The organism is Naasia sp. SYSU D00057 (assembly GCF_017916505.1).
GTDB lineage: Bacteria > Actinomycetota > Actinomycetes > Actinomycetales > Microbacteriaceae > Naasia.
Map to the genome: position 1 here is coordinate 104,933 of NZ_JAFMSZ010000004.1, position 17,754 is coordinate 122,686.

General features: G+C 72.6%; 15 protein-coding genes. 7 read left to right on the plus strand and 8 right to left on the minus strand.

The annotated features are described in order from the left end of the window. The first annotated feature begins 4 nt into the window (after positions 1-4). Entirely contained in the window at positions 5-919 is a 915-nt protein-coding gene (locus J3P36_RS16840) for an ABC transporter permease (protein ID WP_210508698.1), read from the plus strand. Positions 920-957: 38 nt separating this feature from the next. Then, a complete protein-coding gene (locus J3P36_RS13345) occupies positions 958-1,797 on the plus strand; it encodes an ABC transporter permease (protein WP_307807111.1) in 840 nt (279 codons plus the stop codon). 380 nt (positions 1,798-2,177) lie between these two features. Here the strand turns inward: J3P36_RS13345 and J3P36_RS13350 are convergent, their stop codons facing one another. Together J3P36_RS13350 and gabT are read right to left on the minus strand one after the other, a co-directional pair. After that, positions 2,178-3,206, minus strand: a complete 1,029-nt coding sequence (locus J3P36_RS13350) for an asparaginase (RefSeq protein WP_307807099.1) — start codon at positions 3,204-3,206, stop codon at positions 2,178-2,180. A gap of 5 nt (positions 3,207-3,211) precedes the next feature. After that, the gene (gene gabT, locus J3P36_RS13355) at positions 3,212-4,582 is read right to left on the minus strand and encodes a 4-aminobutyrate--2-oxoglutarate transaminase (RefSeq protein ID WP_210508699.1); all 1,371 of its coding nucleotides are present in this window, start codon (positions 4,580-4,582) and stop codon (positions 3,212-3,214) included. Between the two features lie 74 nt (positions 4,583-4,656). Between gabT and J3P36_RS13360 the strand changes: the two genes are divergently transcribed. Beyond that, positions 4,657-5,163: an OsmC family protein gene (locus tag J3P36_RS13360; protein WP_210508700.1), complete on the plus strand. Its 507-nt coding sequence runs from the start codon at positions 4,657-4,659 to the stop codon at positions 5,161-5,163. Here J3P36_RS13360 and J3P36_RS13365 read toward each other — a convergent pair. Continuing rightward, positions 5,136-6,032 carry a hypothetical protein gene (locus tag J3P36_RS13365; protein ID WP_307807100.1) on the minus strand — a complete coding sequence of 299 codons (897 nt, stop codon included), beginning with the start codon at positions 6,030-6,032 and terminating at the stop codon, positions 5,136-5,138. The two genes, J3P36_RS13360 and J3P36_RS13365, sit on opposite strands and share 28 nt — an antisense overlap. Before the next feature lie 53 nt (positions 6,033-6,085). Here J3P36_RS13365 and dxr point away from each other — a divergent pair, with 53 nt between their 5' ends. Beyond that, the gene (gene dxr, locus J3P36_RS13370; RefSeq protein ID WP_210508701.1) at positions 6,086-7,174 is read left to right on the plus strand and encodes a 1-deoxy-D-xylulose-5-phosphate reductoisomerase; all 1,089 of its coding nucleotides are present in this window, start codon (positions 6,086-6,088) and stop codon (positions 7,172-7,174) included. A gap of 27 nt (positions 7,175-7,201) precedes the next feature. Here dxr and J3P36_RS13375 read toward each other — a convergent pair whose 3' ends face one another. The 5 genes from J3P36_RS13375 to J3P36_RS13395 all read right to left on the minus strand — a co-directional run bounded on the left by J3P36_RS13375 (position 7,202) and on the right by J3P36_RS13395 (position 12,842). Next, complete coding sequence (locus J3P36_RS13375) at positions 7,202-8,923, minus strand: serine/threonine-protein kinase (RefSeq protein ID WP_210508702.1); 1,722 nt, start codon at positions 8,921-8,923, stop codon at positions 7,202-7,204. Positions 8,924-9,003: 80 nt separating this feature from the next. Then, positions 9,004-9,675 carry a hypothetical protein gene (locus J3P36_RS13380; protein WP_210508703.1) on the minus strand — a complete coding sequence of 224 codons (672 nt, stop codon included), beginning with the start codon at positions 9,673-9,675 and terminating at the stop codon, positions 9,004-9,006. Then, entirely contained in the window at positions 9,672-11,027 is a 1,356-nt protein-coding gene (locus J3P36_RS13385) for a serine/threonine-protein kinase (RefSeq protein WP_210508704.1), read from the minus strand. Before J3P36_RS13385 ends, J3P36_RS13380 begins: the two co-directional genes overlap by 4 nt. Positions 11,028-11,115: 88 nt before the next feature. Then, positions 11,116-11,655 carry a hypothetical protein gene (locus J3P36_RS13390; RefSeq protein ID WP_210508705.1) on the minus strand — a complete coding sequence of 180 codons (540 nt, stop codon included), beginning with the start codon at positions 11,653-11,655 and terminating at the stop codon, positions 11,116-11,118. Continuing rightward, positions 11,652-12,842, minus strand: a complete 1,191-nt coding sequence (locus tag J3P36_RS13395) for a serine/threonine-protein kinase (protein WP_210508706.1) — start codon at positions 12,840-12,842, stop codon at positions 11,652-11,654. Before J3P36_RS13395 ends, J3P36_RS13390 begins: the two co-directional genes overlap by 4 nt. A gap of 128 nt (positions 12,843-12,970) precedes the next feature. Here J3P36_RS13395 and J3P36_RS13400 point away from each other — a divergent pair, with 128 nt between their 5' ends. The 3 genes from J3P36_RS13400 (at position 12,971) to J3P36_RS13410 (ending at position 17,734) form a co-directional block, all read left to right on the plus strand. After that, positions 12,971-14,296 (plus strand): RIP metalloprotease, encoded by a 1,326-nt coding sequence (locus J3P36_RS13400; protein WP_210508707.1) that lies wholly within the window; start codon positions 12,971-12,973, stop codon positions 14,294-14,296. Between the two features lie 338 nt (positions 14,297-14,634). Further along, positions 14,635-15,786 (plus strand): flavodoxin-dependent (E)-4-hydroxy-3-methylbut-2-enyl-diphosphate synthase, encoded by a 1,152-nt coding sequence (gene ispG / locus J3P36_RS13405; RefSeq protein WP_210508708.1) that lies wholly within the window; start codon positions 14,635-14,637, stop codon positions 15,784-15,786. Positions 15,787-15,970: 184 nt separating this feature from the next. Then, entirely contained in the window at positions 15,971-17,734 is a 1,764-nt protein-coding gene (locus J3P36_RS13410; protein WP_210508709.1) for an ABC transporter ATP-binding protein, read from the plus strand. Positions 17,735-17,754 lie beyond the last annotated feature (20 nt).

Below are 17,754 nucleotides of genomic sequence, written 5' to 3' on the forward strand. Positions count from 1 at the left end.
GGGCGTGGCGCTCACCGCGTTCGCGGGCTCGCCCGCGGCGACCGGCTCGTCGGGTGTCCGCCGGGGCGGCCGCATCGCCCTGCTGCTGCTCATCCCCGGCATCGCGTACCTGCTCCTGTTCTTCCTCGCGCCCCTGATCTCGCTCGTCATGACGTCGCTGCAGTCGCCGTCCGAGACGGTGTTCGGTCAGTACGACTTCACGTTCAACTGGGCGAACTACCTGCAGGTGGTCGGCCAGTACAGCGAGCAGATCCTCCGCTCGTTCCTCTACGCGGTTCTGGCGACGGTCTTCGCGCTGCTCTTCAGCTATCCGCTCGCCTACTTCATCGGCGTCACGATGCGCCGCTGGCCTCTCGTGCAGAGCCTGCTGCTGATCCTCGTCGTCGCGCCGCTGTTCATCAGCTTCCTGCTGCGCACGCTCGCCTGGAAGCAGATCCTCTCCGACGAGGGCTTCGTGGTGACGACGCTCAAGGCGCTGTCGCTGCTCGGACCGCAGGACCACATCACCGGCACCGGGATCGCGGTCGTCTTCGGCCTCACCTACAACTTCATCCCGTTCATGTGCCTGCCGCTCTACACGACCCTCGAGCGGCTCGACCTGCGCGTGGTGGAGGCGAGCCGGGACCTGTACGCGACGCCGTTCACGACGTTCCGGACGGTGATCCTGCCGCTGTCGATGCCGGGCATCGTGTCGGGCACGCTGCTGACCTTCATCCCCGCGGCGGGCGACTACGTCAACGCGTCGAGCCAGTTCCTCGGCGGCACCAGCTCGACGATGATCGGCAACGTCATCCAGAGCAACTTCCTCGTCCAGCTGAACTACCCGGCCGCCGCTGCGCTCTCGATCCTGCTGATGGCGACGATCCTGGTGCTCGTCGGGTTCTACGTGCGCCGGTCCGGAACGGAGGACCTCCTGTGAGCGGGCAGAACCAGGCAGGGCTCGTCCTCGGCCAGGAGATCGGCGCGGAGGAGCAGGCGCCCGCGCGCCGTCCCGGCCGCGTCGGCATCGGGGTGGGCAAGTGGCTGCTGCCCGTCTACTGCACGCTCGCGCTGATCTTCCTGCTGATCCCGATCGTCTACACGATCGTGTTCTCGTTCAACGACTCGGTGCGCACCAACATCTCGTGGCGCGGATTCACGCTCGACAACTGGCTGGGCGTTTGCAACGAGCCGGGCGTCTGCGAGGCGTTCGGCAACAGCATCCTCATCGGGGTCAGCGCGACCGTGATCGCGACGGTGCTCGGCACGATGATCGCGATCGCGCTCGTCCGCTACCGCTTCAAGTTCCGGGCGGCGACGAACCTGCTGCTGTTCCTGCCGATGGCGACCCCGGAGGTCGTGATGGGCGCCGGCCTCGCCGCCCAGTTCCTCACCGCGGGCGTCCCGAAGGGCATCGGCACGATCATCGTCGCGCACGCCATGTTCTGCCTCAGCTTCGTGGTCGTGACGGTGAAGGCGCGCGTGGCGAGCCTCGACCCTGCGCTCGAGGACGCGGGGCGCGACCTCTACGGCTCGCCGTCGCAGGTGTTCTGGCGGATCACGTTCCCGCTGCTCGTCCCCGGCATCCTCGCCGCGGCGCTGCTGTCGTTCTCGCTGAGCTTCGACGACTTCATCATCACGTACTTCAACTCGGGAGCCGTCAACACGTTCCCGACGTTCATCTACACCGCGGCGACGCGCGGGATCCCGGCGGAGGCGAACGTCATCGCGTCGGCCGTGTTCCTGCTCGCGATCGCGGTCGTGCTGATCGGCCAGCTGAGCGCGAACGCCCGCCGCAAGCGCGCGGCCATCCGCTGAGCGCACGACGTGCTCGGGTCCGAAGACCTGCGAATCCGTTTCCGCCGGGACGCCGGCTCACCTTCCTCAGCAGGAACGCGCCGGTCCGCTCAGCAGGAGCGCCGACCGGTTCAGCAGGAACGGACATGGCTCGACAGGCAGATCCGGTCCTGTCATGCCTGCTGAGCCATGTCTGTGCCTGCTGAGCACGAGTCAGTCCCTGCCGAGGACGAGCCGTGCCTGCGAAGTCGCCTCCGTGCCGGGGAAGGTCGCACAGCACCGGGTTCAGCAGGAGCCGAAGCGCCTCAGCAGGCAGATTGGAACCAGTTCTGCCTGCTGAACCGCGTCCGTGCCTGCTGAACACCGCGGCGAGCCTGCTGAACACGGAGTGGGATCGCCCGCTAGGCGCAGGTGACCCGCAGCTCACCCACCGGGACGCCGCCGCCCTGCACCGCGGTGTCGAGGCGGGCGCGGACGCGGGTGAGGGCGGGGGAGTCGATCGCGCCGACCGCCGCGAGCAGCGACACCGCGACCGCCGCGGCGGGGCGGAGGCTGCCGTCGAGCACCTTCACCGCGACCGAGGTGCCGTCCTCGAGCGCGACCGCGAGCACGCCCTCCGCGCCGCGCTTCGCGAGCGCGCCGAGCTCCTCGATGAGGATCGCGTCCGGGTGACCGACGCCCGAGATGAGGTCGGGGCGGGCGAGCACGGCCGCGGTGAGGGCGGCCGCGTTGCGGTAGAGCGGGAAGGGGGAGTCGGAGCGGGTCGTCCGGACGCGCGAGTAGCCGGCGGCGAGGCCGGTGAGGGTGATCGCGTGCACCGGGGCGCCGCAGCCGTCGACGCCGGTGCGCAGGATCTGCTCGCCGGTCATGCGTGAGACCACCTCGCGGACCCGCTCCTGGAGGGGATGCTCCGGGGAGAGGTAGGAGCGCGGGTCCCAGCCGCTCGCCACGGAGGCGAGGAGCATGGCCGCGTGCTTGCCGGAGCAGTTGTGGAAGATCGAGAGCGGCCCGTGGCCTCCCGCCACCAGCTGGTCGCGGGAGGCGCTGTCCTCGGGCCAGTCCGCGGGGCACTGCAGCGCGGAGATGCCGAGCCGCCCCTTCTTGAGCACGCGGCGGACGATCTTCGCCTGCTCCTCGGTGCCCGTGTGGCTCGCCGTGGCGAGCACGAGCTCCTCGGGGTCGAGCTCGGCTCCGCTCGCGAGCGACGCGAGCGCCTGGAACGGCTTGAGCGCCGACCGCGGGAAGACGGGCGCCGAGGGGTCGCCGATCGAGCGCAGCACCGAGCCGTCGGGTGCGAGCACGACGGCGGAGCCGGCGTGCCGCGACTCGACGAAACCGCTGCGCTCGACGACGGCGAGCTCGGCCGAGGCGCCTAGCGCAGCGGTCCCCTTCGGGGCGTTCGTGGCCGTGGGGATGGAGCCCGTGGTCACTCGGATCAGAGCGACGCGAGGCCGTCGGCGAGGACGCTGAGCGCGTCCTCGAGCAGCTCATCGCTGATCGCGAGGCTCGGCAGGAAGCGCAGCACGTTGCCGTAGGTGCCCGCGGTGAGGACGAGGACGCCGTTCTGCGCGGCGTGCGCCGCCAGCTTCGTCACCGCCTCCGGGTACGGGGTCTTCGTGGTCTGCGCGGTGCCCGGCTGGACGAGCTCGATCGCGATCATGGCACCGCGGCCGCGGATGTCGCCGATGATGTCGAACCTCTCCTGCAGAGCGCCGAGGCCGCGACGGAGGGTGCCCTCGATGCGCTCCGCCTCGGCGAGCAGGTTGTCCTGCTCGATCAGGTCGAAGACCGCGACCGAGGCCGCGGCGGCGACCGGGTTGCCGCCGAAGGTGCCCCCGAGGCCGCCCGGGTGCGCGGCGTCCATGATCTCGGCCCGGCCGGTGACCGCGGCGAGCGGCAGGCCGCCCGCGATGCCCTTGGCGGAGAGCACGAGGTCCGGCACCAGGCCGAAGTGCTCGCTCGCGAAGTACTTGCCGGTGCGGGCCATGCCGCTCTGGATCTCGTCGGCGATGAAGACGACGCCGTTGGCGGTGGCCCACTCCTGCAGCGCGGGCAGGTAGCCCTCGGCGGGGGTCTGGAAGCCGCCCTCGCCCTGAATGGGCTCGACGACGAGCGCGGCCAGGTCGGAGGCGCCGACGTGCTTCTCCAGGTAGGAGATCGTGCGGGCCGCCGCCTCCGCGCCGGTCAGGCCGTCGCGGTAGGGGTAGGAGCTCGGCGCGTGGTAGATGTCGCCGGGGAACGGGCCGAAGCCGGTCGCGTACGGCATCGCCTTGAAGTTCATGGCCATCGTGAGGCTGGTGCGGCCGTGGTACGCGTGCTCGAGCACGGCGACGGCCCGGCGGCCGGTGTACTTGCGGGCGATCTTGACGCCGTTCTCGACGGCCTCAGCACCCGAGTTGACGAGCACCGTGCGCTTCTCGTGGTCGCCGGGGGTGTGCTCGGCGAGCAGCTCGGCCACGCGCACGTAGGACTCGTAGGGCGTGATCGTGAAGAGCGTGTGCAGGAACGAGTCCAGCTGCGCCTTGGCGGCCTCCACCACGTTCTCACGCGTGTGGCCGATCGTCGTCACGCCGATGCCGGCGCCGAGATCGATGAACTGGTTGCCGTCGACGTCGCGCAGGATCGCGCCGTTCGCGCGCTCGATGTAGACCGGCAGCGTCGAGTGCACGCCCGGCGGGACGACCTTGGCGCGCCGCTCGTGGAGGGCCTGGGACTTCGGACCGGGGATCGCCGTGACCACCTCGCGTCGCGGGGTGACCGGCTCGGAGGAGGACGCGGAAAGGTTCTCGAGCAGCGTGTCAGTCATGATCCTCCGAGCTTACGCCCGGCCCCTGACAAGACCGGGCGTATCGCGGGGCTCGCCCGGCTAGCATCGGCCCGATGAGGATCGATCACGAGTACCGCATCGGCGTCGAATGGACCGGGAACCGCGGCGAGGGCACCTCCGGGTACCGGGCGTACGGCCGGGAGAGCGTGATCACCGCCGAGGGCAAGCCGCCGCTCGAGGCCTCGGCCGACCGTCCGTTCCGGGGGAACGCGGACCGGTGGAACCCCGAGGACCTGCTCGTCGCGGCTCTCAGCCAGTGCCACATGCTCTCCTACCTGCACGTCGCGGTGCTGCACGGCGTGGTCGTCACCGGGTACCGGGACGAGGCGACCGGGGTGATGGTGCAGACTCCGGACGGCGGCGGGCATTTCCGGTCCGTCACGCTGCACCCGGTCGTCGAGGTCGCCGATCCGGCGCACGCCGAGCTCGCGCAGACCCTGCACGCGGAGGCGAGCGCGAAGTGCTTCATCGCCGCCTCGGTGAACTTCCCGGTGGAGCACAAGCCCACGACCACGGTGGCGCCGGTCCTCGCTCAGCGCTCGGGCGGCTCCACCCAGTAGTCGTCCACGCACGGGCGGCCCGCCTCGTGCACGACGCAGGGCCCGAGCCACTCGGGGAACCGCACCTCGGTGGGGTCGCCGAACCAGTCGGTGAAGATCCGCCAGAAGTTGCGGTTGCCGTACGCGGAGCAGGCGTCCCCGTCGCCGTAGAGCGAGTCGAGCGCCGCCTCGTTCGGCTGGTATGGCGTGTAGTTGTACAGGTTCGCGGTCGCCTGGTTGCGGATCTCGACCGGGGCCGACCCGCAGGCCGGGTCGGGGGAGTAGGCGACGTCGACGGTGCCGACGACGTGCGCCCGCCCGTCCGGGAAGAGGGTGTACTGCCGGAACTGCCAGGCGGCGCTGTAGACCTGGTTGAAGAAGCCGAAGTAGTCGGCGTCGCAGTCCGCGTCGTCCGGGCAGGCGTAGCCGGTGGCGCGCTCGTAGCCGGCGGCGGTCGGCCGGGTGAGCAGCGACTGCTCCTTCTGCAGGAGCACGATCAGGACCTGCGGGTTGATCCCGCACGCCGTCGCGACTCGGGCGATGATCTCGGCCGCGCTCTGCCGGCTTCCGCCTCGGTAGGCGGCGCAGTGCTGGGCTCCGGCGTCGGGCACGTCCGGCGTCGTCTCGGTGTAGTCCTCGAGGCAGGGAACGCCGTCCTCGGGCTCGCACACGCGGCGCTCGAGGAAGCGCTGGATCGCCGCCGCATCCATCGCATCCGCGCTGTAGAACGTGTCGTCGCTGATCAGCAGTCCGGGCCGGAAGTCGTCGGCGTCCGCGATCCGCCACGAGATGCTCGTCCGCTCGGCTGACACCGGGACCGCGGCCGCCGGCGGCGCGGGGACGAGCGACCCTGCCAGCGCGAGCACGGCGGCCCCCATCGCGCGCAACACCCCTCCAGCCTAGGGACAGCGGCGGTGCACTCGTGCAGTGCCAGGATGGGCGGATGCGTCGCCTGATCCTGCTCGGCTCCACCGGCTCCATCGGCACCCAGGCCCTCGACGTGGTGCGGGCGAACCGCGACCGGTTCGAGGTGGTCGGCCTCGCGGCCGGCCGAAGCCGGGACGAGCTCGCGGCGCAGGCCGCCGAGTTCGAGGTGTCGGCGACCGCTCTCGGGGCGGAGGAGGCGGCCCAGCTCGTGCGGGACGTCGAGTGCGACGTCGTGCTCAACGGCATCACCGGGTCCGTCGGCCTCGGCCCGACCCTCGCGGCGCTGGAGGCGGGGCGGACCCTCGCGCTCGCCAACAAGGAGTCGCTCATCGTCGGCGGCGACCTCGTCACCCGGATCGCGCGGCCTGGCCAGATCGTGCCGGTGGACTCGGAGCACTCCGCGATCGCCCAGGCCCTGCGCGCCGGCGCCCCCGAGGAGGTGCGCCGGCTCGTGCTGACCGCGTCCGGCGGGCCCTTCCGCGGTCGCCGGCGGGAGGAGCTGACCGAGGTGACCCCGCAGCAGGCGCTCGCGCATCCCACCTGGGACATGGGCCTCGTCGTGACCACGAACTCCGCCACCCTCGTCAACAAGGGCCTCGAGGTGATCGAGGCGTCGCTGCTGTTCGGCGTGCCCTACGACCGCATCGAGGTGACGGTGCACCCGCAGTCGATCGTGCACTCGATGGTGGAGTTCACGGACGGCTCGACGATCGCTCAGGCGTCGCCGCCCGACATGCGGCTGCCCATCTCCCTCGGCCTCGACTGGCCGCACCGGGTGCCCGGCGTCGGAGTGCCGCTCGACTGGACGACGGCGAGCGCATGGACGTTCGAGCCGCTCGACGACGACGCGTTCCCCGCGGTGCGGCTCGCGAAGGCGGTCGGCCGCGCCGGCGGCAGCGCGCCCGCCGTCTTCAACGCCGCCAACGAGCAGGCGGTCGAGGCGTTCCACGCGGGCCGCATCCCGTTCCTCGGCATCCTCGACACCGTCCGCGCCGTCGTCGACCGGCACACGCCGGAGTCCGCGGAGCTCACGCTCGAGGGCCTCCTCGAGACGGAGCGCTGGGCTCGCGCGGAGGCGGACCGCCTGCTCGCCACGTCCGCCTAGCGTCGCGACGCCCGCCGTCGGGGCGCGCTACGGCGTGGGCTGGGTCTCGCCGGTCCAGCGCTCGACCTGGCGCTGCAGGTCTTCGCGCAGCTGGTCGAGGCGATCCTGCAGGCCGTCGAACAGGCCGCCGTTCTCTGCGGCCTCCTGCTCCTGGATGCGCTCCTGCTCCTCCTGGATGCGCTGCAGCTCCGCCTGCTCGGCCGCGACCGCCTCCTCGAGACCGGCGCGCACCGCCTCGACCGAGCCGAGGATCTGCCGGTAGCGCGCGGAGCTGATCGCGTCCGCGACGGCCGCCTGGTCGACATGCGCCGCGAGCGTCTCGAGCGACGTGACCGCTGAGGAGTAATCGGTGACGGCCGCGGCCGCCGAGACGGCGAGCACGTCCTCGCGGAGCTGGAGGGTGAGCTCGTCGGTCATGCCCTCGCCCTCGATGCTCGCGCCGAGCGCCTTGAGGTCGGTGCCGAGCTGCCCCTCGACGGCCGGATACGCGGGCGGCGGTTCGGCCGGTCCCGGCTGCACCCAGGCGGTGATGGCGGGCCACGCCGCGACTACGCCCGCTGCGCTCCCCCCGAGCAGCAGCACCAGCAGGATGCCCCAGGCGACGTGCCGCCGCCGGTGGCCCCGCTCGGGCTCGGGCGCGGGCACGTCCGCGGGCGGCGCGACGGGAGTCAGCGGCCTCGCGGACGGGAGGACGGCGGTGGGATCGTCGCTCGGCACGACGCCGCGCTCGTGCACGGGCAGGACCGCGGTGCGGTCGGCGACGGGAAGCACGGCCGTGCGGTCCTCGACAGGAAGGACGTCGGTGGAGTCGTCGAGCGGGAGCACAGCGGTGCGGTCGTCCACCGGCAGCGCCTCCGTGCGGTCTCCGACGGGCAGCACCGCGGTCGCAGGCTCCGCCCGGCGTCCCGCTGGCGTGAACGGCCCGGGCGACGACCAGCGGAGGAGGCGGTCGCGCACCTCCCGGGCGCTCGGGCGGTCCTCCGGATCGACGGCGGTCATGTCGGCGACGAGGTCGGCGTCTCCGGGGGAGAGGCGCGCGGGCAGAGCCGGGCGGCGGACCGTGCGCGAGATGGCCTGCTCCGTCCCGGTGCCGGGGAACGGGTCGGCGCCGGTGAGGCCCTCGAGGAGGACGATGCCGAGCGAGTAGACGTCGCTCGCCGGGCCGACGTCGGCTCCCGTCACCTGCTCCGGGCTGAGGTAGCGGGCGGTGCCGATCACCGCGCCCACCGTGGTGAGCCGCGACTCGTCGGCGATGCGCGCGATGCCGAGATCGGCGAGCTTCGCGCGGAGCGAGCCGTCGTCGTCGCGGGCGACCAGCACGTTCTCGGGCTTGACGTCGCGGTGCACGACGCCGCGGGCCGCGATGTAGCCGAGCGCGTCGGCGACCTGCGACAGCAGGCGCGTGAACTCCGCTGCTGACACCCGGTGGGTGGCGAGCAGCTCGGCGAGGTTGGGGCCGTCGACGAGCTCGAGGACGAGGTAGGCGGTGTCCCCGGCCTCACCCGTGCTGGCGTCGTGCAGCGTCACGAGCGACGGATGGTTGAGGGCCGCGAGCATCCGGATCTCCGAGCGGATGCGGCGGAGGTCCTGCGCATCGGCCACGTCGGGCCGGAACAGCTTGACGGCCACGTCGCGGTCGAGCCGCTCGTCGTGCGCCCGGTGCACCGTGGCCATGCCGCCGGAGCCGATCATCTCGCCGAGCAGGTAGCGTCCGGCGAGGAGGGCGTCGACGGGCGTCGTGTCGGTCACGTCCGGCCTCCTCCCGTTCCCTTCTGACTATCACGGCAGGCTGGAGGAACCCGCAGGGCTCTCCGCCGTCCGCCGAGGATTCAGCCCGCGGGGGTGCCGGTGCCGGTGCCGGTGCCGGATTGCTTTGCCCCGCCATTGCCCTCGGCCGGCTGTTCATCGCCCTGGTTGCCCTCGGTGTTCACCGGCGAAGACGGTGCCGCGGACGGGGCGGTCGACGGGGCTACCGACGGTGCCGTAGAGGGTTCGGGCTGTTGACTCGCAGGCGGCGCGGCTGGCTCCGCCTCGTTCTCGTCGTCGGGGGCGGGAGCCTGCTCGTCATCCTCCTCCTGCTGCTCCTCGGGGGCAGGAGCGGGCTCGGCGTCTTCGTCCTCCTGGGGGGCGGGGCTGCTGCCGCGTCCGGCGGAGCTGGTGCCACCACTCTCCGAGTCCTCGGACGGGGTGGGTGCCGGGGTGCCCCCGGCGGCCGTGAGCTGGGCCTCGAGCTTCTCCCGGACGGCCGTGATGGCCGCCATGATCTCGGTGTACCGGTCGTCCGAGAGCTCGCCCGCGGTGTGCGCATCCTTGGTGCGCTGCTCCAGGTCGGCGAGCGCATCGAGGGCCGCCTGGAGGTCGCCCGCGGCGGCGGACGTGGTGACCTGCATGACGGTGTTCTGGAGCTGGTCGGCCACCTGGTCGGGATAGCCGCTCGTGCTCGCGCACCCGGACAGCGCGAGGGTGCCGGCGAGAGCGATCGCGGCGATGCGGCGCCTCATCGGACGGCCTCCTGCAGCTGGCGGAGCACGCCGTCGAGCTCGCCGGGGACCGGCGGATAGCTCGGGGTGCCGGACGCCTCGCCCGGGGCGAGGGCGTCGAGGACGAGGGGGGTGAGGAAGACGGCGGCGACGAGCAGCGCGACCACGAGGAGCCACATGATGATCGCGATCACGCGCGCCCGGCGGTCCTGCCGCCGGACGACCCGCGTGGAGCCGGTCGTCATCGGGGTCGCGGCGAGCGACCCGGTCGTCGCGGGGCCGGTGGCGACCGGTCCGGACGGCAGGGGTGCCGTGTGCTCGACGGCGCCCGTGGAGGCGAGGCCCGTCGGCAGGTGCATCGTCGGCTCGGTCCCGGTCGGCGCGGTGCCGACGGGCTGGGGAATGCCGGGATACGGGGTCGCCGCGGCGGGCGCGGCGAGGGGCTGCGTGATCCCGTCGTAGGGGGTCGCCGCCACCGGGCCGGTGAAGCCGGGAACCGGTCCGGACACGAGCGGGATGCCGGACGTGCCGATCCCGCTCATCGCCTCCCAGCGCGACAGCGACTCCTCGGCCTGCGCGGCGCTGAGCCGGGCCGCCGGGTCGATCGCGGTCATGGCACGGAGGACGGCGCTGCTGATCTCGGGCAGATTGTGCGGCAGCTCCGGCGGGCGCACGGTGCGCATCGCGGCCGACTCCTGCGGAGTTCCGGGGAAGGCCCGCTGACCCGTGAGGCACTCGATCAGGACCAGGCCGAGCGCGTAGACGTCGCTGGCGCCGTCGACGTACCCGCCCGCGACCTGCTCGGGGCTCAGGTAGGAGACCGTGCCGAGCATGGTGCCGGCCGCGGTGAGGTGGGTGGCGTCTGCGATGCGTGCGATGCCGAGGTCGGCGAGCTTCGCCCAGACCCGGCCGTCCTGGTCGCGCCGCACGAGGATGTTGGCGGGCTTCACGTCACGGTGGACGATGCCCTTGCGGTGGATGTGGGCGAGCGCACTCGCGATCTGCGCTCCGATCCGGATCGCGTCGCGCGGGCTCACCCGGCGCTCGGCGAGGAGCTGTCCGAGGTCCTCGCCCTCGACGAGCTCCATGACGAGGTAGGCCGTCTCGAGGTCGTCGCTCAGCGACGCGTCGTGCAGGGTGACGAGGTTCGGGTGGTTGACGCTGCCGAGCATCCGCACCTCGGCCTGCACGCGGCGCGAGTCGTGGGCCTCGCTCATGTCGGTGCGGAACACCTTGACGGCGACGTCGCGATCGAGCACGAGGTCGTGCGCGCGGCGGACGGTGGCCATGCCGCCGGAGCCGATGATCTCGCCGAGCTGGTAGCGCCCGCCCAGGATCTCACCGCTGCCCGTGTCGGGCCACGTACTCGTCACGGGGGGACTCGCTTTCGCCGGGTAGCTCACAATGCTACCGACGGGCGGACGGCATCCGTGAGGGGGTGGCGCGATCGGCGGACGTGCCTTAGTCCTTGCCCTTCCCCTTCCCGTTGCCGCCGTTGCCGTTGCCGTTGCCGTTGCCGTTGTCCTCGTCGTCCTCGTCCGACGCGGCCTCCTCCGCCGCCGCCTGCTCGGCCTGCTCGCGCGCCGCCTGCTCGGCAGCGGCCTGCTCGGCCGCCTGCTGGGCCTGCAGATCGGCGAGCTGCTGGGCGAGCTCGGCATCCCGGGCGGCCTGCTCGGCCTCCGCCTGCGCCTGCGCCGCCGCCTCGGCCTCGGCGATCGCGGTCTCGAGGTCGGCGCGCACGAGGCGGATCGCCTCGCGGATCTCGGAGTAGCGCTCCGGCGAGACCTCCTCGGCCGCGAGCGCGCGGTCGAGCTCCTGCTCGGCGGTGTCGAGGGCGGCGAGCGCGTCCGGATGGCTGCCGCCCGCCGCCGCGGTGGAGACCGCGAGCACCTGCTGCTGCAGCTGCTCGGCGGCCGAGGAGGCGAGCTCCGGCTTTCCCGCGCAGCCGGCGAGGGCCAGCGTGACGGCGAGGCCGGCGGCGAGTGCGATCCTGCGGGTCATCCGGGCACCACCGTCTCCTGCAGCTGCTCGAGGTGGTCGCCGAGGGGACCCTCGACGACCGGATAGGTGGGCTCCGGAGCCGGCGCCTGCTGCTCGGGCCCGGGCCGGAGGAGGAAGAGACCGGCGAGCACCACGGCCAGCACCACCACCACGGCGGCCGTGACGGTCAGGGCGCGGCGGCGAGGGCGGGACTCGACCGCCGTCTCCTCCGTGGCCGGGTGGGCCGCGGAGGCAGGGGCGGCGGGCGCGGTGCTGTCGAGGACGGCCGTCGGGAGGGCGGCAGTGGCGGAGGCGGGCAGCACCTGCGTCGGTGCCGGCGCCGCCTGGGTGTCGCCGTCGGCGGCGGGGCGGGCGAACGGCCCCGGCGAGCTCCATGCCCGGAGGCCCATCTCGGCGGCCGCCGCGGTGAGCCGAGCGGCGGGGTCCGGGGCGGTCATCCCCGAGAGGAGGGCGGCGTCGGCGGGCGAGAGCCCGGCGGGGAGGTGCGGGGGCCGGGACGTGCGCGCGGCGAGGGACTCCCCCCGGGTGCCGGGGAAGGGGTGCTCGCCGGTCAGCCCCTCGAGCATCAGGAGGCCGAGGGCGTACACGTCGCTCGCCGGCGTCGGCGGGTTGCCGAGCACCTGCTCCGGGCTCAGGTAGGCGGCCGTGCCGAGCAGGGTGTTGACGTCGGTCATGCGGGTGCCGTCGACGAGGCGCGCGATGCCGAGATCGCCGAGCTTCGCCCGCAGGGCCGAGCCGCGGCGGGTGACGAGCACGTTGGCGGGCTTCACGTCGCGGTGCACGATGCCGCTCTCGTGGACGTGCGCGAGCGCTGCGGCGAGCTGGGCGCCGATCGTCGCGAGCTCGTGCGGGCTCAGCTCCGGCAGCAGCCTGCCGAGGTGGTCGCCGTCGACGAGCTCCATCACGAGGTAGGCCGGCTCGTCGGCGGAGCCCGGCGACGCGTCGTGCAGCGTGACGAGGTTCGGGTGGTTGACGCTCGCGAGCATCCGGATCTCCGCCTGGATGCGGCGCGGATCCGTCGCCACCGCGACGTCCGAGCGGAACAGCTTCACCGCGACCTCACGGCCCAGCTGGAGGTCGGTCGCGCGGTGCACGACGGCCATGCCGCCGTGCCCGAGCACCTCGCCGAGGCGGTAGCGGCCGCCGAGCACGCCGACGGAGGCGGCGCTCGCCGGGGTAGACGTCACGGAACCTCCCGAGGGCAGCGGACGCCTCCTATGGTAGCCGCGACCCCGTTCGGGGTCGCCGGCGCCCCTTGGCCCCTGCATGCCCCGCGCACGGCGGATCCGAAGACGCCGAGAACTAGGGTTGCCGGGTGGACACCGTCCTGCTCTATGCCCTCGGCGTGCTCGTGATCGTCGTCGGCCTCGCCCTGTCGATCGCCCTGCACGAGATCGGCCACCTCGCCCCTGCGAAGCTCTTCGGCGTCAAGGTGACCCAGTACATGATCGGCTTCGGCAAGACGCTGTTCTCCTTCCGGCGCGGTGAGACCGAGTACGGCGTGAAGGCCCTCCCGCTCGGCGGCTACATCTCGATGATCGGCATGTTCCCGCCCTCGCGGCCCGGCGGGCACATGCGCAACGCCAGCACCGGCTTCTTCAACACGATGGTGCAGGAGGCCCGGGACTCGAGCGCCGAGTCGGTCGGTGCCGACGAGCACCGCGCCTTCTACCGGCTCCCCGTGTGGAAGCGGATCATCATCATGCTCGGCGGGCCGTTCATGAACCTGCTGCTGGCGATCCTCTTCTACGCGATCGTGCTGATGGGCTTCGGCGTCGCGCAGACCACGACGACGATCGGCTCCGTGTCGGAGTGCGTCCTGCCCGCGACCACCGAGCGCACGACCTGCGAGCCGGCCGACCCCGCGGCGCCGGGCGCGGAGGCCGGGATCCTGCCGGGCGACACCCTCGTCAGCATCGACGGCCGGGACGTGACCTCGTGGGAGGACGGCACTGCCGTCATCCGCGACAGCCCGGGCGAGCCCCTCTCGATCGTCGTCGAGCGGGACGGCGAGCAGCTGGAGCTGACCGCGACCCCGCTGCTCACCGAGCGCTACGTGTACGACGAGCAGGGCCGGATCGCCGAGGACTCCGCCGGGAACCCCGTCACCGAGGAGGTCGGTTTCCTCGGCATCGGGCCGACCACCGCCCTCGTGCAGCAGCCCGCGACCGCGGTGCTGCCGATGGTCGGCGAGAACATGCAGGCCGTCGCCGGCATCATCCTGAACCTGCCGCAGCGGCTCATCGACGTCGCGAACGCCGCCTTCGGGCCCGGCGAGCGCGACCCGAACGGGCCGGTCAGCGTGGTCGGCGTCGGCCGGCTCGCCGGCGAGATCGCGAGCCTCGACGAGGTCCCGATCGCCTCCCGCGTCGCGAGCCTCCTCGGCGTGCTCGCCTCGCTCAACGTCGCCCTGCTCGTCTTCAACCTGGTGCCGCTCATGCCCCTGGACGGCGGGCACGTCGCGGGCGCGCTCTGGGAGGCGATCCGCCGCGGCTTCGCGAAGCTGTTCCGCCGCCGCGATCCGGGACCCGTCGACACGGCGAAGCTCATGCCGCTCACGTTCGCGGTCGTCATCCTGCTCGGCGCGATGAGCGTGCTGCTCATCTACGCCGACATCGTGAAGCCGATCTCGATCCTGTAGCCGCGCGGCCGTGCAGCTCCGGGGCGTGCGGACCTCCGCCACCGCGCAGGCCGCCGTGAGTCGTCCGCACGACCCGCGCGCGGCGTACTCCGTGCGGAGTACGCGGACCCACTGCGGTTCGCGAACGGCGACATCGACGAGGTGGAGTACCGCGCCCGCCTCGAGGTGCTCCGCGCGAACCGGGATGCGCCGCCCCGCGGCTGACCGTTGCGCCGAGCGCGCCCCGCAGCACCGAGCGCGCCCCGTGCCCAGGGTGCGCTCGGTGGCACGGGGCGCGCTCGGTGGCAGGAGCGAGCGTCCGCCGCGTCCGCCCAGCCGACCCGGCGTAGGCTTCCGGTGTGCCTGCATTGAATCTCGGAATGCCCAAAGTGCCGGAGGTCCTCGCACCCCGGCGGAAGTCCCGGCAGATCCGCGTCGGCAAGGTCCTCGTGGGCGGCGACGCTCCCGTCAGCGTCCAGTCGATGACGACGACCGCGACGACCAACATCAACGGCACCCTGCAGCAGATCGCGGAGCTCACCGCCTCCGGCTGCGACATCGTGCGCGTCGCCGTTCCCAGCCAGGACGACGCCGACGTGCTGCACATCATCGCGAAGAAGAGCCAGATCCCCGTCATCGCAGACATCCACTTCCAGCCGAAGTACGTCTTCCAGGCGATCGACGCCGGCTGCGCGGCCGTCCGGGTGAACCCGGGCAACATCCGCAAGTTCGACGACCAGGTCGGCGCGATCGCCAAGGCCGCGAAGGACGCCGGGATCTCGCTGCGGATCGGCGTCAACGCCGGCTCCCTCGACCCGCGGCTGCTGCAGAAGTACGGCAAGGCGACCCCTGAGGCACTCGCCGAGAGCGCCCAGTGGGAGGCGAGCCTCTTCGAGGAGCACGACTTCCACGACTTCAAGATCTCGGTCAAGCACAACGACCCGATCGTCATGGTGAAGGCGTACCGGCTGCTGGCCGAGCGCGGCGACTGGCCGCTGCACCTCGGCGTGACCGAGGCCGGCCCCGCCTTCCAGGGCACGATCAAGAGCGCGACCGCGTTCGGCATCCTGCTCGCCGAGGGCATCGGCGACACCATCCGCGTCTCCCTCTCCGCCCCGCCGGTCGAGGAGGTGAAGGTCGGCCTGCAGATCCTGCAGTCGCTCAACCTCCGGGAGCGCAAGCTCGAGATCGTCTCCTGCCCGAGCTGCGGCCGCGCCCAGGTCGACGTCTACACGCTCGCGAACGACGTGACGGAGGGCCTGCAGGGCATGAGCGTGCCGCTGCGCGTCGCCGTCATGGGCTGCGTCGTCAACGGGCCGGGCGAGGCGCGCGAGGCGGACCTCGGCGTCGCGTCCGGCAACGGCAAGGGCCAGATCTTCGTCAAGGGGGAGGTCATCAAGACCGTCCCCGAGAGCGAGATCGTCGCGACCCTCATCGCCGAGGCGAACCGCATCGCCGACGAGATGGGCCCGGGCGCCGCGACCGGCACCCCCGAGGTCGTCACCGCCTGACGCGCCCCCTCCTCCTTCTGCCTTCTACGCGGATCAGGAGATTCACGCGGATCAGGCTCCGCACGTGCTCCCGCACGCGGATCAGGACGACACGCCGTCCAGCGGGAGGCATTTCCTGATCCGTGCAGAAGCACGTCCTCGCCGACCCCTCGACGGGGGAGCGGGCGCGTGACATGATGCGGGAGTGTCTCGGAAAGCGCTTGCCGGAAACGCCATCGACGGACGTCGGCCGGCGCGGTCCATCCTCCGGCTCCTCGACCAGCACCGCGGCCGCGTGCTGCTGTCGGTGTTCTTCTTCGCGCTGAAGGACACCCCGCTCTGGCTCATGCCCGTCGTGACCGCGGCGGTCATCGACGTCGTCGTGGCGGGCGGGCCCCTCGGCGAGCTGTGGCTCTGGGTGGGCATCGCCGTCCTCGCCCTGCTGCAGAACTATCCGAACCACGTCCTCTGGACCCGGCTGTTCATGGGTGCCGTCCGGCGCATCGGGGCCGACCTCCGCAACGGCCTCGCCGCGCGACTGCAGGCGCTGTCCATCGGCTTCCACTCGCGCGCCAACTCCGCCGTCGTGCAGACGAAGGTCGTGCGCGACGCCGAGAACGTCGAGGTGATGCTGCAGCAGACGGCTCACCCGCTCCTGTCGGCGACGATGGTGGCGGTGGGCGCGGTCACGATGACCGCCCTCGCGGTGCCCGCCTTCCTCCCCGTCTACGCCCTCGCGATCCCCGTCGCGGTCGTGCTCCGCGCCTGGCTGCAGCGCCGCAGCGTGGAGCGCAACGAGCGGTTCCGGCGGGAGGTGGAGCACTTCTCCGCCCGCGTCGGCGAGATGGCGACGCTGCTGCCGATCACCCGTGCGCACGGGCTCGAGCGGACCGCCGTCGACCGAGTCGCGAGCGGGGCGGAGAGCGTCCGCGTCGCGGGCTTCGAGCTCGACATGCTGAACGGCCGCTTCGCGTCGGTCTCCTGGGTGAGCCTCCAGCTCCTCGGCGTCGGCTGCCTCGCCCTTGCAGGCTGGGCCTCGATCGCCGGATTCCTGCCCGTCACCGCGGGCGAGGTCGTGCTGCTCAGCTCCTACTTCGCGCTGCTCACGAACAGCGCGAACCAGGTGCTCGGGCTGCTGCCGATCATCGCCCGCGGGGCGGAGTCCGTCCGGTCCATCGGCGAGGTCATGCAGGAGCCCGACCTCGAGCGCAACGAGGGCAAGCGCCGCGTCGACGCGGTGGCCGGCCGGATCAGCCTCGAGGATGTGGGCTTCGCCTACGACGCCACGGAGACTCCGGCGCTCCACGGCGTCTCGCTCGACATCCGTCCCGGCGAGACTATCGCGTTCGTCGGCTCGTCCGGCTCCGGCAAGAGCACGCTCCTGAACCTCGTGCTCGGCTTCCTGCGGCCCACCTCGGGACGCATCCTGCTCGACGGCGCCGACATGGAGGAGCTCGACCTCCGCTCTGTGCGGCGCTTCGTGTCGGTCGTGCCGCAGGACTCGGTGCTCTTCGAGGGCACCATCCGGGAGAACGTCGCCTACGGCCTGCGCGGGGTGGACGACGAGCGGATCCGCAGCGCGCTGCGCGCCGCGAACGCGGCGGACGTCGTGGCCGCGCAGCCGCAGGGCTGGGACACGATCGTGGGGGAGCGCGGCGCCCGGCTCTCCGGCGGGCAGCGGCAGCGCCTGTCCATCGCGCGGGCGCTCGTGCGCGACCCGCGCATCCTGCTGCTCGACGAGCCGACCAGCGCCCTCGACCCGCAGGCCGAGGCGGAGGTGGGCGCCGCCCTCCGCCGGCTGATGGCCGGCAGGACGACGCTCGTCGTCGCGCACCGGCTCTCCACCATCCGCTCCGCCGACCGCATCGCAGTGCTGGAGCGCGGCCGGATCGTCGAGGTGGGCTCCCACGACCAGCTGCTCGCGTCCGGCGGGCGGTACGCCGAGTTGCACGCCACCCAGGCGGGCTAGCGGCGGCTCAGCTCCGGGGC

Excerpts from the sequence above, each read along its gene's own strand:
- gabT (WP_210508699.1), bottom strand. The coding sequence starts at position 4,582 with ATGACTGACACGCTGCTCGAGAACCTTTCCGCGTCCTCCTCCGAGCCG.
- J3P36_RS13360 (WP_210508700.1), top strand. The coding sequence starts at position 4,657 with ATGAGGATCGATCACGAGTACCGCATCGGCGTCGAATGGACCGGGAAC.
- dxr (WP_210508701.1), top strand. The coding sequence starts at position 6,086 with ATGCGTCGCCTGATCCTGCTCGGCTCCACCGGCTCCATCGGCACCCAG.
- J3P36_RS13380 (WP_210508703.1), bottom strand. The coding sequence starts at position 9,675 with ATGAGGCGCCGCATCGCCGCGATCGCTCTCGCCGGCACCCTCGCGCTG.
- J3P36_RS13390 (WP_210508705.1), bottom strand. The coding sequence starts at position 11,655 with ATGACCCGCAGGATCGCACTCGCCGCCGGCCTCGCCGTCACGCTGGCC.